14 protein-coding genes are annotated in these 16,059 nt (G+C 66.5%); 3 read left to right on the forward strand and 11 right to left on the reverse strand.

Annotation, left to right across the window (positions count from 1 at the left end; translation table 11 throughout):
* Positions 1 to 117: 117 nt before the first annotated feature.
* The 9 genes from AC3WT0_RS16325 to AC3WT0_RS16365 form a co-directional block, all read right to left on the reverse strand.
* Positions 118 to 2,196, reverse strand: a complete 2,079-nt coding sequence (locus AC3WT0_RS16325) for an ATP-binding protein (protein WP_492754520.1) — start codon at positions 2,194 to 2,196, stop codon at positions 118 to 120.
* 69 nt (positions 2,197 to 2,265) lie between these two features.
* Positions 2,266 to 3,330, reverse strand: coding sequence for a biotin synthase BioB (gene bioB / locus AC3WT0_RS16330; protein WP_492754507.1), 1,065 nt, complete (start codon positions 3,328 to 3,330; stop codon positions 2,266 to 2,268).
* Complete coding sequence (gene scpA / locus AC3WT0_RS16335) at positions 3,327 to 5,474, reverse strand: methylmalonyl-CoA mutase (RefSeq protein WP_492754508.1); 2,148 nt, start codon at positions 5,472 to 5,474, stop codon at positions 3,327 to 3,329. The genes bioB and scpA overlap by 4 nt, the downstream gene beginning before the upstream one ends.
* Before the next feature lies 1 nt (position 5,475).
* Positions 5,476 to 6,249 carry an enoyl-CoA hydratase-related protein gene (locus AC3WT0_RS16340; protein WP_492754521.1) on the reverse strand — a complete coding sequence of 258 codons (774 nt, stop codon included), beginning with the start codon at positions 6,247 to 6,249 and terminating at the stop codon, positions 5,476 to 5,478.
* Between the two features lie 111 nt (positions 6,250 to 6,360).
* The gene (gene mce, locus AC3WT0_RS16345) at positions 6,361 to 6,804 is read right to left on the reverse strand and encodes a methylmalonyl-CoA epimerase (protein ID WP_492754509.1); all 444 of its coding nucleotides are present in this window, start codon (positions 6,802 to 6,804) and stop codon (positions 6,361 to 6,363) included.
* Complete coding sequence (locus tag AC3WT0_RS16350) at positions 6,801 to 7,229, reverse strand: lysozyme inhibitor LprI family protein (RefSeq protein ID WP_492754510.1); 429 nt, start codon at positions 7,227 to 7,229, stop codon at positions 6,801 to 6,803. The genes mce and AC3WT0_RS16350 overlap by 4 nt, the downstream gene beginning before the upstream one ends.
* Positions 7,230 to 7,369: 140 nt before the next feature.
* The gene (locus AC3WT0_RS16355) at positions 7,370 to 7,672 is read right to left on the reverse strand and encodes a GIY-YIG nuclease family protein (RefSeq protein WP_492754511.1); all 303 of its coding nucleotides are present in this window, start codon (positions 7,670 to 7,672) and stop codon (positions 7,370 to 7,372) included.
* Positions 7,673 to 7,772: 100 nt separating this feature from the next.
* Positions 7,773 to 8,015, reverse strand: coding sequence for a hypothetical protein (locus AC3WT0_RS16360; RefSeq protein ID WP_492754512.1), 243 nt, complete (start codon positions 8,013 to 8,015; stop codon positions 7,773 to 7,775).
* 12 nt (positions 8,016 to 8,027) lie between these two features.
* Complete coding sequence (locus AC3WT0_RS16365) at positions 8,028 to 9,554, reverse strand: acyl-CoA carboxylase subunit beta (RefSeq protein WP_492754513.1); 1,527 nt, start codon at positions 9,552 to 9,554, stop codon at positions 8,028 to 8,030.
* A gap of 104 nt (positions 9,555 to 9,658) precedes the next feature.
* Here AC3WT0_RS16365 and AC3WT0_RS16370 point away from each other — a divergent pair, with 104 nt between their 5' ends.
* Positions 9,659 to 11,041, forward strand: coding sequence for a helix-turn-helix domain-containing protein (locus tag AC3WT0_RS16370; protein WP_492754514.1), 1,383 nt, complete (start codon positions 9,659 to 9,661; stop codon positions 11,039 to 11,041).
* Here the strand turns inward: AC3WT0_RS16370 and AC3WT0_RS16375 are convergent.
* Both AC3WT0_RS16375 and AC3WT0_RS16380 read right to left on the reverse strand, forming a co-directional pair.
* The gene (locus AC3WT0_RS16375) at positions 11,033 to 11,704 is read right to left on the reverse strand and encodes a class I SAM-dependent DNA methyltransferase (RefSeq protein WP_492754515.1); all 672 of its coding nucleotides are present in this window, start codon (positions 11,702 to 11,704) and stop codon (positions 11,033 to 11,035) included. The two genes, AC3WT0_RS16370 and AC3WT0_RS16375, sit on opposite strands and share 9 nt — an antisense overlap.
* A gap of 122 nt (positions 11,705 to 11,826) precedes the next feature.
* A complete protein-coding gene (locus AC3WT0_RS16380) occupies positions 11,827 to 12,843 on the reverse strand; it encodes an SDR family oxidoreductase (protein WP_492754516.1) in 1,017 nt (338 codons plus the stop codon).
* A 127-nt stretch (positions 12,844 to 12,970) separates the two neighbouring features.
* On the opposite strand from AC3WT0_RS16380, the gene acs reads away from it, so the two are divergent.
* Entirely contained in the window at positions 12,971 to 14,920 is a 1,950-nt protein-coding gene (gene acs, locus AC3WT0_RS16385) for an acetate--CoA ligase (RefSeq protein WP_492754517.1), read from the forward strand.
* Positions 14,921 to 14,924: 4 nt separating this feature from the next.
* Positions 14,925 to 15,974, forward strand: coding sequence for an AI-2E family transporter (locus AC3WT0_RS16390; RefSeq protein ID WP_492754518.1), 1,050 nt, complete (start codon positions 14,925 to 14,927; stop codon positions 15,972 to 15,974).
* Positions 15,975 to 16,059 lie beyond the last annotated feature (85 nt).

Below are 16,059 nucleotides of genomic sequence, written 5' to 3' on the forward strand. Positions count from 1 at the left end.
TCCGGCGAAAGCCGGGGTGCAAAACGCCCCTCCCGTCATTGCGAGCGTAGCGAAGCAATCCAGGGATGCCGGGCATCGAACTGGATTGCTTCGCTACGCTCGCAATGACGGACTGTCCTACTCCATCTCCAGGATCACGGCGTCCACCGCCAGGCTGTCGCCGGCCCTGGCGTTGACGCTCTTCACCACGCCAGCCTTCTCGGCGCGCAGGATATTCTCCATCTTCATCGCCTCGACGACGGCGAGCGGCTGGCCCGCCTCCACCTTGTCGCCCGCGCCGACGTTGAGCGCGACGAGCAGGCCAGGCATCGGGCAGAGGAGATATTTGGAAAGATCGGGCGGCACCTTCTCGATCATGTGCGCCGCATGGCGGACGGCATGGCCCGGCAGCAGCTTCGCGACATGGCTCGCGCCGCGCGTCGTCAGCTTCCAGCCGCCGCGCACCTTCGCCACGCGCACCGCAAGATCGCGTCCCTCGACCTCGGCCTCGATGATGCGGTCGCCCGGCGTATATTCGGTCTCGAGCTCGACCGCCTCGCCGTCGACGACGATCTCGTCGCCTTCGATGGTCACGATCCGCGTCACCCCGCCCATCGTCACGCCCCAGCTTGCCGGCGGCGCCAGCCTGCGCCCCAGCTGCCCGTCGATCCGCCGCGCGCGATCGGCATCGGCCGTCGCCGCGAAAGCCGCGATTGCCGACAGGTCGCGCAGCAGTTCGTCGCTTGCCGGCGCGCCGTGGAAGCCATCGGGATATTCCTCGGCGATGAAGCCGGTGGTCAACCGGCCCTCGCGGAAGCGCGGATGCTGCATCAGCGCGGAGAGGAAATCGATATTGTGGCCCAGCCCCTCGATCTCGAAGCGATCGAGCGCGTCGATCTGCAGGTCCGCCGCCTCGTCGCGCGTCGGCGCCCAGGTGATCAGCTTGGCGATCATCGGATCATAATAGATCGAGACTTCGCCCCCCTCGCGCACGCCGTCATCGACGCGGACATAGGGTGTCTCCCCGTTCGTCCCGAGCGAAGTCGAGGGACCTTCGTCGCCGCGCAGGCGCGTCTCGACTTCGCTCGACACGAACGGCAGGCTGACCGGCCCCGTCTCGGGGGGCGTGTAGCGCACCAGCCGCCCCGTGCTGGGCAGGAAGCCGCGATAGGGATCCTCGGCATAGACGCGATTCTCGATCGCCCAGCCGTTCAGCTTCACCTCGTCCTGCGTGAAGCCCAGCGGCTGGCCGGCGGCCACGCGGATCATCTGCTCGACCAGATCGAGCCCGGTGATCGCCTCGGTCACCGGATGCTCCACCTGCAGGCGCGTGTTCATCTCGAGGAAGTAGAAGCTCTTGCCGCTGGTGTCGGCGCCCGACACGATCAGTTCGACCGTGCCAGCCGAGAAATAGCCCACGGCCTTGGCCAGCGCGACGGCCTGCTCGCCCATCGCCTTGCGCATCTCGGGCGTGACGAAGGGCGACGGCGCTTCCTCGACGACCTTCTGGTGGCGGCGCTGGATCGAACATTCGCGCTCGCCGAGATAGACGACATTGCCGTGCTGGTCGCCCAGCACCTGGATCTCGATGTGGCGCGGGCTCTCGATGAACCTCTCGATGAACACGCGGTCGTCGCCGAAGCTGTTGAGCCCCTCGCGCTTGGTCGCCTCGAAGCCCTCGCGCACGTCCTTCTCGGACCAGGCGAGGCGCATCCCCTTGCCGCCACCGCCGGCGGAGGCCTTCATCATCACCGGATAGCCGATTTCCCCCGCGATCTTCACCGCGGCATCGGTGTCGGCGATCTCGCCCAGATAACCGGGGACGACGTTGACGCCCGCCGCCTTGGCGAGCTTCTTCGATTCGATCTTGTCGCCCATCGCCGCGATGGCTCCCGGCGGCGGCCCGATGAACGCGATCCCTGCCTCGGCCAGCGCCTCGGCGAAGCTCGTCCGCTCCGACAGGAAGCCATAGCCCGGATGCACCGCATCGGCGCCCGTCGCCTTGCACGCGGCGATGATCGCATCGGCGATCAGATAGCTTTCGGCCGCCGGCGGCGGCCCCAGCCGCACCGCCTCGTCCGCCATCATCACATGCGGGCTGCGCGCATCAGCGTCTGAATAGACCGCGACCGTCGCGATCCCCATTTTCTTCGCCGTGCGAATGACGCGACAGGCAATCTCGCCGCGATTGGCAATCAGGATTTTCTTGAACAAGATCGACCCCTCAACCGTCATCCCGGACCTGATCCGGGATCCATGAACATTACAGCCTGCTGATGAGGCCAATCACTCCGCCGCCACCCGCGCCGGTTCCTCGCCCACCAGCGGGCTCAGTCCCAGCTTGGCGAACAGCGCCGCATCCCTGTCGTCGCCGGCATTGGCGGCGGTCAGCAGCTTGTCGCCGGTGAAGATCGAATTGGCCCCGGCCATGAAGCACAGGGCCTGCGTCGTTTCCGACATGCTCTCGCGCCCCGCCGACAGCCGCACCATGCTCTGCGGCATGGTGATGCGCGCGACGGCCACGGTGCGCACGAACTCGATCTCGTCGATCTTGGCGAGCGGCGTATCGGCCAGCATGTCGCCCAGCACCGTGCCCTTCACCGGCACCAGTGCGTTGACCGGCACGCTCTCGGGATGGCGCGGCAGCGTCGCCAGCGCGTGGATGAAGCCCACCCGGTCGCCGCGCGTCTCGCCCATGCCGACGATCCCGCCGCAGCACACGTTGATCCCGGCGCTGCGCACATGCTCCAGCGTGTCGAGCCGCTCGCCGAAGGTCCGGGTCGATATGATCTCGTTGTAGCGCTCGGGGCTCGTGTCGATATTGTGGTTGTAATAGTCGAGCCCCGCATCCGCGAGCATCCCGGCCTGCTTCGGCGTCAGCATGCCCAGCGTCATGCAGGTTTCCATGCCCATCGCCCTCACGCCCTTCACCATCTCGACGATGGCGGGCATGTCCTTGTCCTTGGGGTTGCGCCAGGCCGCGCCCATGCAGAAGCGCTGCGATCCCGCATCCTTAGCCTGCGCCGCCATCTGCAGCACCGCGCGCGGGTCCATCAGCTTGGTCGCCTTCACGCCGCTTTCCGCCGATGCGGATTGCGAGCAATAGCCGCAATCCTCCGGGCAGCCGCCGGTCTTGATGCTCAGCAGCGTGCAGAGCTGCACTTCGTCCGGCGCATGCCACTGGCGGTGCACGCCCTGCGCGCGCCACATCAGCTCGCCGAAGGGCAGGTCGAACAGCGCGGCGATCTCCTCGCGCGTCCAGTCCGTCCTCAACTCTCCGTTCGTCCCGAGCGAAGTCGAGGGACGCGTCTCGACTGCGCTCGACGCGAACGGGCTTTGACTCTTGTTCATTCCGCAGCTTCCTCCAGCCCCTCGGGCGGCATGTTGTGGCCCAGCAGGCGGAGGACGTCGGCCGCGCTCTCCACCACGTTGCTCCCCGGCCCATAGATGCCGGCGACACCCGCGGCACGGAGAAATTCATAGTCCTGCGCGGGGATGACGCCGCCGGCCACCACGCGGATGTCGCCGCGCCCGGCCTCGCGCAGCAGGCGGATCAGCTCGGGGATCAGCGTCTTGTGCCCGGCGGCAAGGCTCGATGCGCCGACGACGTCGACATCCTGCTCGAGCGCGAGGATCAGCGTTTCCTTCGGCGTCTGGAACAGCGGCCCGCTCGTCACGTCGAAGCCCATGTCCGAATAGGCCGACGCGATCACATTGGCGCCGCGATCATGCCCGTCCTGCCCCATCTTGGCGACGAGGATGCGCGGCTTGCGCCCCTTGCGCCGCTCGAACGCCTCGATGCCGTCCAGCACGCGCGTCCAGCGCTCGTCGCCGGCATAGGCGCCGCCATAAATGCCCGTCACCGGTTTCGGCACCGTGTCGTAGCGGCCGAACACATCCTCCATCGCCGAAGATATCTCGCCCAGCGTCGCCCGCGCCCGCGCGCATTCGACGGCAAGCTCAAGCAGGTTGGCCGTGCCCTTCGCACCCTCGCGCAGCGCATCGAGCGCGGCCTGGCACGCCGCCTCGTCGCGCGACGCCTTCACCCTGTTGATCCGCGCGATCTGCGCCTCGCGCACCTTGACGTTGTCGACGTCGAGGATCTCCAGCGGATCCTCGCCCTTCAGCCGATATTTGTTGACGCCGACGATCACGTCCTCGCCGCGGTCGACGCGCGCCTGCCGCGCGGCGGCGGCTTCCTCGATCATCGCCTTGGGCCAGCCCGCCGCCACGGCCTTGGCCATGCCGCCTTCGGCCTCGACGCGCTCGATGATCTCCCACGCCTTGTCGACCAGCTCGCTGGTCAGCGCCTCGACATAATAGGAGCCGCCGAGCGGATCGACGACCTTGGTCATCCCCGTCTCTTCCTGGATCACGATCTGCGTGTTGCGCGCGATGCGGGCCGAGAAATCGGTGGGCAGCGCGATCGCTTCGTCGAGCGCATTGGTGTGCAGGCTCTGCGTGCCGCCCAGCATCGCCGCCATCGCCTCGATCGTGGTGCGGATGACGTTGTTGTACGGGTCCTGCTCGGTCAGCGAGACGCCCGACGTCTGGCAATGGGTGCGCAGCATCTTCGACCGCTCGTCTCCGGCGCCCAGCTTCGTCATCACCCGGTGCCACAGCACGCGCGCCGCGCGCAGCTTCGCCACTTCCATGAAGAAGTTCATGCCGATGGCGAAGAAGAAGCTCAGCCGCCCCGCGAACCTGTCGATATCAAGCCCTGAGGCGACGCCATATTTCACATATTCCATGCCGTCGGCGATGGTGAAGGCCAGCTCCTGCACCTGCGTCGCCCCGGCTTCCTGCATGTGATAGCCGGATATGGAGATGCTGTTGAACTTGGGCATCTCGCGCGATGTGTAGCCGAAGATGTCGGAGATGATCCGCATGCTCGGCTCGGGCGGGTAGATATAGGTGTTGCGGACCATGAACTCCTTGAGGATGTCGTTCTGGATGGTCCCGTCGAGCTGGGCGCGCGGCACGCCCTGCTCCTCGCCCGCGACGATGAAGAAGGCGAGGATCGGGATCACCGCGCCGTTCATCGTCATCGATACCGACATCTCGCCGAGCGGAATCCCGTCGAACAGGGTCTTCATGTCGTCGATCGTGTCGATCGCGACCCCGGCCTTGCCCACGTCGCCCGTCACGCGCGCATGATCGCTGTCATAGCCGCGATGCGTGGCGAGATCGAAGGCGACCGACAGCCCCTTCTGCCCCGCCTTTAGGTTGCGATGATAGAAGGCGTTCGATTCCTCGGCGGTCGAGAAGCCCGCATATTGGCGGATCGTCCACGGCCGCCCGGCATACATGGACGCGCGCACCCCGCGCGTGAACGGCGCAAAGCCCGGCAGGCCGGGATCGGCATCCGCGACGTCGTCGGCCGTGTAGAGCGGCTTCACGGCGATGCCTTCGGGCGTATGCCATGTCAGGTCGCGGCCTTTGACTTCCTTGTCGGCCAGCGCCTGCCAGTCCTCGCGGGTGGGCTTCTCGGTCATCTCAACGTCCTTTGAACTCCGCCTTGCGCTTCTGGAGGAAGGCCATGCCGCCCTCCTGCGCGTCGTGCGTGCCGCGCATCTCGCGCTGCGCCTCGGCCTCGCGCCACATCGCGGCGCCATAATCGCTTTCGAGCGCCGCCATCAGGTTACGCCGCATCGCGCCCAGCGCGCGCGTCGGCCCCGCCGCCAGCCGCGTGGCGAGCGCCAACGCCTCGCCATCGAGCATATCCTCGGCGACCAGCCTGTGCGCCAGCCCCCATTCGACCGCCTTCTCGCCCGAAATGCGCTCGCCGAGCATCATCATCTCGGTCGCGCGCGCCTTGCCGACCAGCCGGGGCAGCGACCAGCTTGCCCCGCCATCGGGCACCAGCCCGATATTGACGAAGGCCTGGAGGAAATAGGCCGAAGGCGCGACGACGCAGAAATCGGCGGCCAGCGCGAGGCTGCACCCGATCCCCGCCGCCGGGCCGCGCACCGCGCTCACCACCGGCACGTCGAGCTCGGCGATCGCCAGCATCGCCGGGTTGTAATGCGTGGTCAGCGCCTTGAACGTCATCTCGCCCGGATCGGTCGTCGCCGAAAGCGCGCCCGAGGCGACGTCGGCGCCCGAGCAGAAGGCCCGCCCCTCGCCCGCGAACAGCACCGCGCGCGCGCCGTCCAGCGCGCTCACCGCCGCGCGGATCTCGTCGAACATCTGGGGCGGGACCGCATTCAGCCGCTCGGGCCGGTTGAGCGTGACGGCCAGCACATCGCCCCGCCGCTCTGCCCTGATCATTTCATAGTTGCTCAATGCGCCTCTCCACCTTTTGTCCCGGGCCAAGCCGAAGGACGTTCTTGTATCGCACCGGCGTGTCGCGACCGCGCGCCGCGAACGGACCGCATGATCTCAATGCCCGTCCCTGGGCGTCTCCATGATCTCGGTCAGCACGCCGCCCATATCCTTGGGATGGACGAAGAAGATCGGCGTCCCGTGCGCGCCGATGCGCGGCTCGCCGAGAATCTTCGCGCCCTTGCCCTCGAACCACGCCTTGGCCGCATGGATATCGGGCACTTCATAGCAGATATGATGCTGCCCGCCGGCCGGGTTCTTCTCGAGGAAAGCGCGGATGGGCGAGCTTTCGCCCAGCGGCTCGATCAGCTCGATCTGCGGCCCGATCGTCCCCCCAGCCCACCCTGCCGGCGTATCGACGAAGCACACCCTCACGCCCTGCGCGGGCAGGTCGAACGGCTCGCGGATCACCTCCGCCCCCATCACCTTGCGATAGAAGGCGATCGACGCCGCGATCGAAGGCGTCGCGACGCCGACATGGTTCAGACGACCGAGTTTCATTGTCCTTCGAACTCCCCGGCAGCAACCTGCCCCAGAAACATGATCCGATTGTCGAGTTCCTGCGAATAGCAGTCGCTCCACATGCGCGAGACCCAACCACCGGCCCCGCCCATCAGGCCTGCCACCACAGTGCAATTCTCATCGACATAGCGCTTCCAGGCCGCCTGAGATTTTTGGAGCTGCGCTGGATCGCGGCGCATATCGGGAGCGGCGTTCGCCTCGCGCTTCCGCACGCGGGCCAAAGCCTCGCTATAGAGCCGGTCCATCTGCTCCTCCTTGCGGCGATTGTTCCGGTCCACGCACTGATATTCAGCGCGCGCGCCACCCTGCGCCATACGCGCGATGCAATCCTCAAGGACCGCGCCACCGCTCGCTTCAGCAGGCGCGCCAACTCCCAGGATCAACGCCAAGGCTTCCATGGCCATCACAACGTTACGCCGACGTGATTGAGGCGGCCGAGCTTCACATGGTCCTCCCGTCATTGCGAGGGCAACGAAGCAATCCAGAACGATGGCTGACGCAGCACTGGATTGCTTCGCTGCGCTCGCAATGACGATCAGTCCGATCAGCCATGCGCGATTCCCTCGTAAAGATCGTCCCAGCCCGGATTGAACGCCTCGATCAACGCCAGCTTCTTCGCGCGCGATCCGGCCTTGATCTGCTTTTCGCGGCCGATCGCGGCGTCCATGTCATGCGCCATTTCATACCAGACCAGCGCCTTGCACCCGTAGCGTCGCGTGAACCCGTCAACTGCGCCTTCACGATGCTGCCACGCACGCTGCGGCAAGTCTGAAGTCACACCAGTATACAGCGTCCCGTTACGCCCGCTCGCCACGATGTAAACGGCAGGCAACCGCTCCCGCGCCATCACGCACCCCACCCCGTCATTGCGAGCGCAGCGAAGCAATCCAGAATGCCCGGCATCGGACTGGATTGCTTCGCTGCGCTCGCAATGACGGGAAGCACGATCATTCAGAATTCCAGTATCTCTGGTTAATCTCAATTCTATCTGCCGCGTACTTTAAGTTATCCACAACAACTCGAAGCGTTTGATATTCTTTATCACTCGGGAAAAATTTATTCATCGGCTCTTCAAATTCGGTCCAAATATCAGATCGAAATCCATCCATTAACTGTTCGTATTTTGGATCCGAGAGCAGCAAAATCAGCAATCGTTCCACTGTTAATATCTTGGCGTAGAGTTCCTCCATGCCCGATCTCCCTCACAGCGGAATGTTGTCATGCTTCTTCCACGGATTCTCCAGCGCCTTGTGGCGGAGCTTCCGCAGGCCCAGCGCGATGCGGCGGCGCGTCGCGTGCGGGTTGATCACCTCGTCGATGAAGCCCTTGCTCGCCGCGACGAAGGGATTGGCGAAGCGCGCTTCATATTCGGCGGTCTTCTCGGCGATTTCCTCCGGCGTCTTGCCCCGGAAGATGATTTCCACCGCGCCCTTCGCGCCCATCACCGCGATCTCGGCGGTCGGCCAGGCATAGTTCAGGTCGCCGCGCAGATGCTTTGAAGCCATGACGTCATAGGCGCCGCCATAGGCCTTGCGCGTGATCACCGTGATCTTGGGCACCGTCGCCTCGGCATAGGCGAAAAGCAGCTTCGCGCCATGTTTGATGATGCCGTTATGCTCCTGCGCGACGCCGGGCAGGAAGCCGGGCACGTCGACGAAGGTGATGATCGGGATATCGAACGCATCGCAGAAGCGCACGAAACGCCCGGCCTTCTTCGACGCCGGGATGTCGAGGCAGCCGGCCAGCACCATGGGCTGGTTGGCGACGATGCCCACCGTGCGCCCCTCGATGCGGCCGAAGCCGCAGATGATGTTCGCCGCATGCGCCGGCTGGACCTCGAAGAAGTCGCCTTCGTCGACCACTTTGCGGATCAGCTCGTGCATGTCGTAGGGCTGGTTCGCGCTTGCCGGGATCAGCGTGTCGAGGCTGTCCTCCGCGCGGTCCCACGGGTCGGCGGTCGGCCGCTCGGGAATGCCTTCACGGTTCGATGCGGGCAGGAAGTCCACGAAGTCGCGGGTGGCGAGCAGCGCTTCGATGTCATTCTCGAAAGCGACGTCGGCCACCCCCGACTTCGTGGTATGCGTCACAGCGCCGCCCAGTTCCTCCTGCGTGACGATCTCGTTGGTAACGGTCTTCACTACATCTGGGCCGGTGACGAACATGTAGGACGAATCCTTCACCATGAAGATGAAGTCCGTCATCGCCGGGCTATAGACCGCGCCGCCGGCGCAGGGGCCCATGATCAGGGAGATTTGCGGGATCACGCCCGATGCCAGCACGTTGCGCTGGAACACCTCGGCATAGCCGCCCAGCGACGCAACGCCTTCCTGGATGCGCGCGCCGCCCGAATCGTTGAGGCCGATCACCGGCGCGCCGACCTTCAGCGCCATGTCCATGATCTTGCAGATCTTCTGGGCATGGCGTTCGGACAGCGATCCGCCGAACACCGTGAAGTCCTGGCTGAACACGAAGACCAGCCGGCCGTTGATCGTGCCCGATCCGGTGACCACCCCGTCGCCGGGGACGGTCTGTTCGGGCATGCCGAAGTCCACGCAATTATGCTCGACATACATGTCGAGCTCCTCGAACGATCCTTCGTCGAGCAGCACGTCGAGCCGTTCGCGCGCGGTCAGCTTGCCCTTGGCGTGCTGGGCGTCGATGCGCTTCTGCCCGCCGCCGAGCATGGCTTTGGCGCGGCGTTCGGCGAGCTGGTCGAGGATCGTCTGCATGGCTTCTCCCTTTGCGACCCGCGCCTCCTTCCAGCCTTTGGCCGCACTTGCAAATGCGAACTTGCGAAGTTGCGAACAGTCACTTTGCAAACTATCCATGGGGCATGACCGCCAAGCGCCTCTTCGCCGGCGAACGGCTTCGCGCCATCCGCGCCCGCACCGGGCTCGGCCAGGCGGCGATGGCCGCGCGTCTGGGGATTTCCGTCAGCTATCTCAGTCAGATAGAGAATGACGCCCGCCCGCTGACGCCCCCCGTCCTCGCCGCGCTCGCCCGCCATCACCCGCTCGATCTCGATGCCATCCAGGCCGGCCAGCCCGAGCGCCGCTTCACCGCGCTCCACGCCGCCCTCGCCGACCCGATCTTCGCCGAAACGCGTGTTTCGCCTGACAACCTAGCAAGAATCGTCGAGCAGCAGCCCGATTTCGCCGATCGCTTCCTCCTCCTCCACGACGCCTATCGCCGCGCCGAGGAACGGCTCCAGATGGTCGACGAAGGCCTCGCCAGCGGCGGCGGCCGCCTGCCCTGGGAAGAAGTGCGCGACTGGTTCCACGAGGCCGGCAACTATGTCGACCCCATCGACCGCGGCGCCGAAGCGCTGGCCGCGAAGCTCCCCGACGACGACGCGCTCCTCGCCCGCCTCGCCGCCCATGGCCTTGCGGTCGCGGCCAGCGACGATCCCGACATCCTCCGCCAGCTCGATACCGCGCGCGGCCGCCTGACCATCTCGACCACGCTTCCCGCCGAAAGCCGGCGCTTCATGCTCGCCCACCAGCTCGCCGCGCTCGAACTCCAGCGCGAGATCGCCGCGATCACCGATGCCGCCGCGCTGCGCTCCGACGAAGCACGCCGCCTGCTGTCGGTCGGCCTCGCCAACTATGCCGCCGGCGCGCTGCTCATGCCCTATGAACGCTTCCGCGCCGCCGCCCGCGCCGAGCGGCATGACATCGATCGGCTCAGCCGCGCCTTCGGGGTCAGCTTCGAACAGGCCTGCCACCGCCTCTCGACTCTCCAGCGGCCCGGCGCACGCGGCATGCCGGTCTTCTTCTGCCGCGTCGACATGGCGGGCAACATCACCAAGCGCCATTCGGCCACGCGCCTGCAGTTCGCGCGCTTCGGCGGCGCCTGCCCGCTCTGGGTGGTGCATGAAGCCGTCGCCATTCCCGACCGGATCATGACCCAGCTCGTCGAGACGCCCGACGGAGTCCGCTACATCTCGATGGCGAAAGGGCTGGTCAAAGCCTCGGGCAGCTATAACCGGGCGCCGCGCCGCTATGCCGTGGCGCTGGGCTGCGAGGCCGAGCACGCGCGCGATTTCGTCTATGCTGACGGCATCGATCTCGCCGCGCCGCGATCGGCAACGCCCATCGGCCTGTCGTGCCGCCTGTGCCCCCGCCCCGATTGCGATCAGCGCGCCTTCCCGCCGGCCGATCGCGCGATCGCGATCGATCCGGCGATACGGCGCATCGTCCCCTATCGCCTAGCGTAGCCGGTTGTTCGCGATCCGCGCGGCCACGGGATGCTTCGCAGCAGGATTGGCGTGGCACGCGACCTGCCATTTCGACCGCACGCTGTTGCTGGTGATCCAGACTGAGTCGACCTGCTCGAAATGCGCGTCGAGCCGCTGCTGGATCAGGAAGTCGCCGGTGTGGCGCGACACCGACGACAGCACCCAGCCATCGGGCGCAAGCAATTCCAGCGTCCGCCGGAAAAGCTGGTCGAGATCGTCGACGACGTAGAGCATCTCGTTGAATACGACGATGTCGAACCGTCCAAGCTCCAGCCCCGGCAGCGCGCCGACATGGAATTCGGACCGCACCCAGCCCTTGGCATTGGCCCGCGCGATCGCGACTTCCGAGGGATCGATGCCGACGAAGCGCGCAACAAGCGCATCAGGCACCGCCTGCCGAAAATTGCCGACCCCGCAGCCGACGTCGAGGATGACGGCAGCCCCGCCCCGCGCCGCGATATAGCCCTGCAGCGCGCCATAGCGCGGCCATTCATTGATGAAGCCGTAATGATCGTGCTCGCCGGTCGAATAGGCCGAATCCCAATCCATCCTGTCGAAGCCGAACGGCGTCGCATAGGACATCAGATTGAAACGGACAGCCGTCTCCCGCGCGAGTCCACGCGCACGTGCAAACATACCCATCGTCCGCCCCCGAACGAGAATCGGTTTGTAACCGCGGCGATCATCACAGCGGCTTGCGTGCCGCACAATCCTTCTTTTTCCGATCGCTGCTCCAGTCGGGGACAATCGGACCAAACGCCAGGTCAGACCCTGACGATGCCGAGATCGATCAGGCTTTGCGCGGTCGCGACGATCGTCTCCTCGGGCGGGCGGGCGACCCAGCCCAGCTTTTCGCGGGCATGGCTGGCATCCATGTTGCGCGTCTTGCCCAGTTCGGTGGTGATCTGCCGGATCGCCGGGTCGAAGCGCCCCGCGATGCGCACCACGAAGTCGGGCAGTCGGCGCGTCGGCACCTTGCGCGCGTCGCGGCCAAGATTGTCGCGCAGGATGCGCGCGACGTCGCTCAGCCGCAGGAACGGCCCCGACGCGATGAAGCGCTCCCCCGCCATGCCGGGCGCACCCAGCGCGCGGACGTGCAGGTCGGCGACGTCGCGCACGTCGACAATGCCGAAGCCCAGATCGGGCAACCCGGGCAGCGCACCTTCAATCAGACGCTTCACCAGTTCGATCGACGCCGCGAAATCGCTGCTCAGCACGGGACCGAGCACGGCGGCCGGATTGATCGTGCAATATTCGATCCCGCTACCCTCGGCCGCCACCCAGTCGCGCGCCGCACGCTCGGCAACGGTCTTCGACTTCACATAGGGATAGATTTCGGGACTCGTCAGATCGGTCCAGTCGGCCTCGGTGAAGGTGTAGGTGCCACGCGGCCTGCCATAGGCGATCGCCGCGACCGACGACGTCATCACCACGCGCCCGATCCCGGCGGCCTTCGCGGTCCTCAGCGCTCGCAGGGCGCCCTCGCGCGCGGGGACGACCAGTTCGTCCTCATGCTTGGGCGCGCCGGCCGGGAAAGGCGACGCGACGTGCGCCATGTGCGAGCAGCCCTCGGCCGCCGCCGCCCAGCCATCGTCGCTCATCAGATCGGCAGCGAAGAAGCTCAGGCGGCTATCGTCCACGCCGATGAGCTTTCGGACGGCGGCCTCGCGCGCCAGCGACCGCACCGTCGCCCGCACCGTCCAGCCCTCCGCCACCAATTGCCGGATCATATAGCCTGCGATGAAGCCGCTACCGCCCGTCACCAGCACCGTTCCTGCCATTGCGCCTCTCCCCACGCATTGTTGACAGCAATGTAAGCCAAGCGCCGCCTTACGCCCAGCCTCTTCATCGGGCTTGCCTTTTGCCGCCGCCCGCGCCCTAAGAACTTGGTAAATGGAAGGGGAGTCCATGACCGACCACTCGTTCTACCCCGTATCAGCGGACTGGGCCGCGTCCGCGCGCGTAAACGCCGATGGCTATGCTTCGCTTTACGGCCGTGCGCTGGGCGACCCCGGCGGCTTCTGGCTTGAACAATCGCGGCGGATCGACTGGATCAAGCGCCCCGAGATCGCGGGCGACTGGAGCTTCCGCGAAGAGGACTTCCACATCGCCTGGTTCAGCGACGGTCGGCTCAACGTCTCGGCCAACTGCATCGACCGGCACCTGAAGACCCGCCCCGATGCCGTCGCGATCATCTGGGAACCGGACATCCCTTCCGAAGCCCCACGCCGCATCACCTATCGCGAGCTCCACGCAGAGGTCTGCCGCTTCGCCAACGTGCTGAAAGGCGCCGGCGCGAAGAAGGGCGATCGCATCACCATCTACATGCCGATGATCCCCGAGGCGGCGTTCGCGATGCTCGCCTGCGCCCGGATCGGCGCGATCCATTCGGTTGTGTTCGGCGGCTTCTCGCCCGAGGCGCTGTCGGGCCGCATCACCGACTGCGACTCAACGATCGTCATCACCGCCGACGAAGGCCGGCGCGGCGGCAAGCATGTCCCGCTGAAGGCCAATGTCGACGAAGCCGCGCGCCATCATGTCCACTGCCTTGAAAAGGTGATCGTGGTGAAGGCGACGGGCGGCAAGGTCACCATGACCGAAGGCCGCGACATCTGGTATCACGAAGCGGCGGCGACGGTGGACGCCGTTTGCCCGCCCGAGCCGATGGGTGCCGAAGACCCCCTCTTCCTGCTCTACACATCCGGATCGACGGGAAAGCCCAAGGGCGTGCTCCATACATCGGGCGGCTATCTGCTGTGGACCAGCCTGACGCACGAGCTGTGCTTCGACTACCGACCCGGCCAGATCTACTGGTGCGCCGCCGATATCGGCTGGGTCACCGGCCACAGCTACATCGTCTACGGGCCCCTCGCCAACGGCGCGACGACCCTGATGTTCGAAGGCGTGCCCAACTGGCCGTCGCCGTCGCGCATCTGGGAAGTGGTCGACCGCCACAAGGTCGAGATCGTCTATACCGCGCCGACCGCGCTGCGCGCGCTGATGAAGGAGGGCGACGACTTCGTGAAGGCGACCAGCCGGGCCTCGCTCCGCCTGCTCGGCACGGTGGGCGAGCCGATCAATCCCGAGGCATGGCGCTGGTATCACGACGTCGTCGGCGAAGGACGCTGCCCGATCGTCGATACCTGGTGGCAGACCGAGACGGGCGGCGCGCTGATCGCCCCGCTCCCCGGCGCAACCGCGCTCAAGCCCGGTTCGGCGACATTGCCGCTGCCCGGCGTCGACCCGCAGATCGTCGATGCCGAGGGGCAGGTGCTGCACGGCGCGACCGAAGGCAATCTGGTGATCGCGCGGTCATGGCCGGGGCAGATGCGAACCGTCTGGGGCGATCACGGGCGCTTCTTCCAGACCTATTTCTCGACCTTCCCGGGCAAATATTTCACCGGTGACGGCGCGCGGCGCGACGAGGACGGCTATTACTGGATCACCGGCCGGGTCGACGACGTGATCAACGTGTCGGGCCACCGCATGGGCACTGCGGAGGTCGAGAGCGCGCTGGTGCTGCATCCCAAGATCGCGGAGGCCGCCGTTGTCGGCATGCCGCACGAGATCAAGGGCCAGGGCATCTACGCCTATGTGACGCTCAACAGCGGCGTGACCGCGTCGGAAGAGCTGCGCGCCGATGTCGTCAAATGGGTACGCACGGAAATCGGGCCGATCGCGACGCCCGACGCCGTGCAGTTCGCCCCCGCGCTGCCGAAGACGCGATCGGGCAAGATCATGCGCCGCATCCTCCGCAAGATCGCCGAGGGCGACGTCTCGCCACAGGCGTTGGGCGACACGTCCACACTGGCCGACCCGAGCGTCGTCCAGGATCTGGTCGCGAACCGAGTCGGCTGAACGGATGAGCGCGCCAACCGAGAACCGCCAGCGCATCGCGCGGATCGTGCTGGCGACCGCGCTGGCGCTGTTCGGGCTTTGGGTCGCGCACCCTTTCCTGCCGGCCTTGCTCTGGGCGCTGGTGATCGCGATCGCGATCGGACCCGTCTATGCTCGCGCGGAGCAGCGCTGGCCGGGGCTCCGCCGCCACCTGCTGCCGGCCGCCGCTACCCTCGTAATCGGGCTGGCGGTGCTGCTGCCGATCGCGGTCGGGCTGTTGCAGGCGATCAACGAAGCCCGCGAGGTGGGGCGCTGGATCGCCGATGCGCGCACCAACGGCATCCCCGCACCGCAGTGGATCGCCAACCTGCCCTTCGGCGAACGCGCCGTCGCCGACTGGTGGGCGGAAAATCTCGCCACGCCCGAAGGCGCTCAACGCCAGCTCGGCCATCTGAGCGACGCGGCGGTGCTCGATCGCTCGCGCCTGATCGGCAGCCGCATCCTGCACCACGCGACGATCTTCGCCTTCACGCTGATCGCTCTCTTCTTCCTCCTTCGCGACAAGGACAAGATCATCGCGCAGGCGCGCCGCGCGGGCGACCGCATCTTCGGCCCGGCGGGCGAGCGCATCGGCATCCAGATCGTCAAGTCGATCCGCGGCACGATCGACGGGCTCGTCCTCGTCGGCATCGGCGAAGGCATCGCGATGGCGATCGGCTATGTGGTGACGGGGGTTCCCCACCCGATCCTGCTCGGCGCGCTGACCGCCATCGCCGCGATGATCCCGTTCGGCGCGGCATTGCTGTCCGGGATCGCCGCCGTGCTGCTGCTGATGCAGGGATCGGTGGCGGGTGCGATCGGCATCGTCATATTGGGCGCGGCGGTGATCGCCATCGCCGACCATTTCGTCCGCCCCTTCCTGATCGGGGGGGCGACGCGCCTGCCCTTCGTCTGGGTGCTGATCGGCATCCTCGGCGGGGTCGAGGCGTTCGGGCTGCTCGGCCTGTTTGTCGGCCCCGCCGTGATGGCCGCGCTGATCCTTCTCTGGCGCGAACTGGTCGGCAACGCGGCGTGATCCGCGCTGATTTGGAGGCGGTGCCGGCCCGCTCCCCCACCCGGCCTCCCATCCAGGATACACTCTGTGGGAGGCCGGGTGGGGG

It is taken from the genome of Sphingomonas sp. EU05-FHT14C10 (assembly GCF_058790595.1).

Excerpts from the sequence above, each read along its gene's own strand:
- AC3WT0_RS16360 (WP_492754512.1), bottom strand. The coding sequence starts at position 8,015 with ATGGAGGAACTCTACGCCAAGATATTAACAGTGGAACGATTGCTGATT.
- bioB (WP_492754507.1), bottom strand. The coding sequence starts at position 3,330 with ATGAACAAGAGTCAAAGCCCGTTCGCGTCGAGCGCAGTCGAGACGCGT.
- AC3WT0_RS16340 (WP_492754521.1), bottom strand. The coding sequence starts at position 6,249 with ATGATCAGGGCAGAGCGGCGGGGCGATGTGCTGGCCGTCACGCTCAAC.
- AC3WT0_RS16355 (WP_492754511.1), bottom strand. The coding sequence starts at position 7,672 with ATGGCGCGGGAGCGGTTGCCTGCCGTTTACATCGTGGCGAGCGGGCGT.
- AC3WT0_RS16370 (WP_492754514.1), top strand. The coding sequence starts at position 9,659 with ATGACCGCCAAGCGCCTCTTCGCCGGCGAACGGCTTCGCGCCATCCGC.
- acs (WP_492754517.1), top strand. The coding sequence starts at position 12,971 with ATGACCGACCACTCGTTCTACCCCGTATCAGCGGACTGGGCCGCGTCC.
- AC3WT0_RS16375 (WP_492754515.1), bottom strand. The coding sequence starts at position 11,704 with ATGGGTATGTTTGCACGTGCGCGTGGACTCGCGCGGGAGACGGCTGTC.
- AC3WT0_RS16365 (WP_492754513.1), bottom strand. The coding sequence starts at position 9,554 with ATGCAGACGATCCTCGACCAGCTCGCCGAACGCCGCGCCAAAGCCATG.
- AC3WT0_RS16350 (WP_492754510.1), bottom strand. The coding sequence starts at position 7,229 with ATGGCCATGGAAGCCTTGGCGTTGATCCTGGGAGTTGGCGCGCCTGCT.
- scpA (WP_492754508.1), bottom strand. The coding sequence starts at position 5,474 with ATGACCGAGAAGCCCACCCGCGAGGACTGGCAGGCGCTGGCCGACAAG.
- AC3WT0_RS16390 (WP_492754518.1), top strand. The coding sequence starts at position 14,925 with ATGAGCGCGCCAACCGAGAACCGCCAGCGCATCGCGCGGATCGTGCTG.
- AC3WT0_RS16380 (WP_492754516.1), bottom strand. The coding sequence starts at position 12,843 with ATGGCAGGAACGGTGCTGGTGACGGGCGGTAGCGGCTTCATCGCAGGC.
- mce (WP_492754509.1), bottom strand. The coding sequence starts at position 6,804 with ATGAAACTCGGTCGTCTGAACCATGTCGGCGTCGCGACGCCTTCGATC.